This is a genomic window from Pantoea eucrina (genome assembly GCF_002095385.1).
In the GTDB taxonomy this organism is placed as follows: domain Bacteria; phylum Pseudomonadota; class Gammaproteobacteria; order Enterobacterales; family Enterobacteriaceae; genus Pantoea; species Pantoea eucrina.
On record NZ_MIPP01000090.1, the window covers coordinates 1 to 1182 of the forward strand.

The following is a 1182-nucleotide window of genomic DNA, read 5'->3' on the forward strand; positions in this document are numbered from 1 at the left end:
CAATTAAGCGATAACAGAAGCAACAACGCCCGCGCCAACGGTACGGCCGCCTTCGCGGATTGCGAAGCGCAGACCCTGGTCCATCGCGATTGGGTGGATCAGGGTAACAACCATCTTGATGTTGTCGCCCGGCATGACCATCTCAACGCCTTCTGGCAGCTCAACTGAACCGGTCACGTCAGTGGTACGGAAGTAGAACTGTGGACGGTAGCCTTTGAAGAACGGAGTATGACGGCCGCCTTCGTCTTTAGACAGAACGTAAACTTCTGACTCGAACTTGGTGTGTGGCTTGATTGAGCCCGGCTTCGCCAGAACCTGTCCACGCTGGATGTCTTCGCGCTTGATACCACGCAGCAGAACACCACAGTTCTCGCCCGCCTGACCCTGGTCCAGCAGCTTGCGGAACATCTCAACACCGGTACAGGTTGATTTCGCGGTATCTTTGATGCCCACGATTTCAACTTCGTCACCGACTTTAACGATGCCGCGCTCAACACGACCGGTAACAACAGTACCGCGGCCTGAGATTGAGAACACGTCTTCGATTGGCAGCAGGAACGGCAGGTCGATAGCACGAACCGGATCCGGGATGTAGCTGTCCAGGTAGCCAGCCAGCTCGATGATTTTGCCTTCCCACTCTGCGTCGCCTTCCAGCGCTTTCAGCGCTGAACCGCGTACGATTGGCGTATCGTCGCCCGGGAAGTCGTACTGTGACAGCAGGTCACGTACTTCCATCTCAACCAGCTCCAGCAGCTCTTCATCATCAACCATGTCACACTTGTTCAGGAACACGATGATGTAAGGAACGCCAACCTGACGACCCAGCAGGATGTGCTCACGGGTCTGTGGCATCGGGCCATCAGTCGCAGCAACAACCAGGATCGCGCCGTCCATCTGCGCAGCACCGGTGATCATGTTTTTCACGTAGTCGGCGTGTCCCGGGCAGTCAACGTGTGCATAGTGACGGCTTGCGGTTTCGTACTCTACGTGTGCGGTGTTGATGGTGATACCACGTGCTTTTTCTTCAGGGGTGCTGTCGATCTGGTCGAATGCACGCGCCTGGCCGCCGTTGGTTTTAGCCAGAACGGTGGTGATTGCTGCAGTCAGGGTGGTTTTACCGTGGTCAACGTGACCGATGGTGCCCACGTTTACGTGCAGTTTGTTACGCTGAAATTGCTCTTT

The 1182-nt window shown here is 55.8% G+C and carries 1 protein-coding gene; it reads right to left on the bottom strand.

What is annotated here, in order from left to right; genetic code table 11:
* Positions 1 to 3: 3 nt before the first annotated feature.
* Positions 4 to 1182 (bottom strand): elongation factor Tu (gene tuf / locus HA43_RS18480; protein WP_071668694.1); only part of this gene is annotated, 1179 nt, incomplete at its 5' end.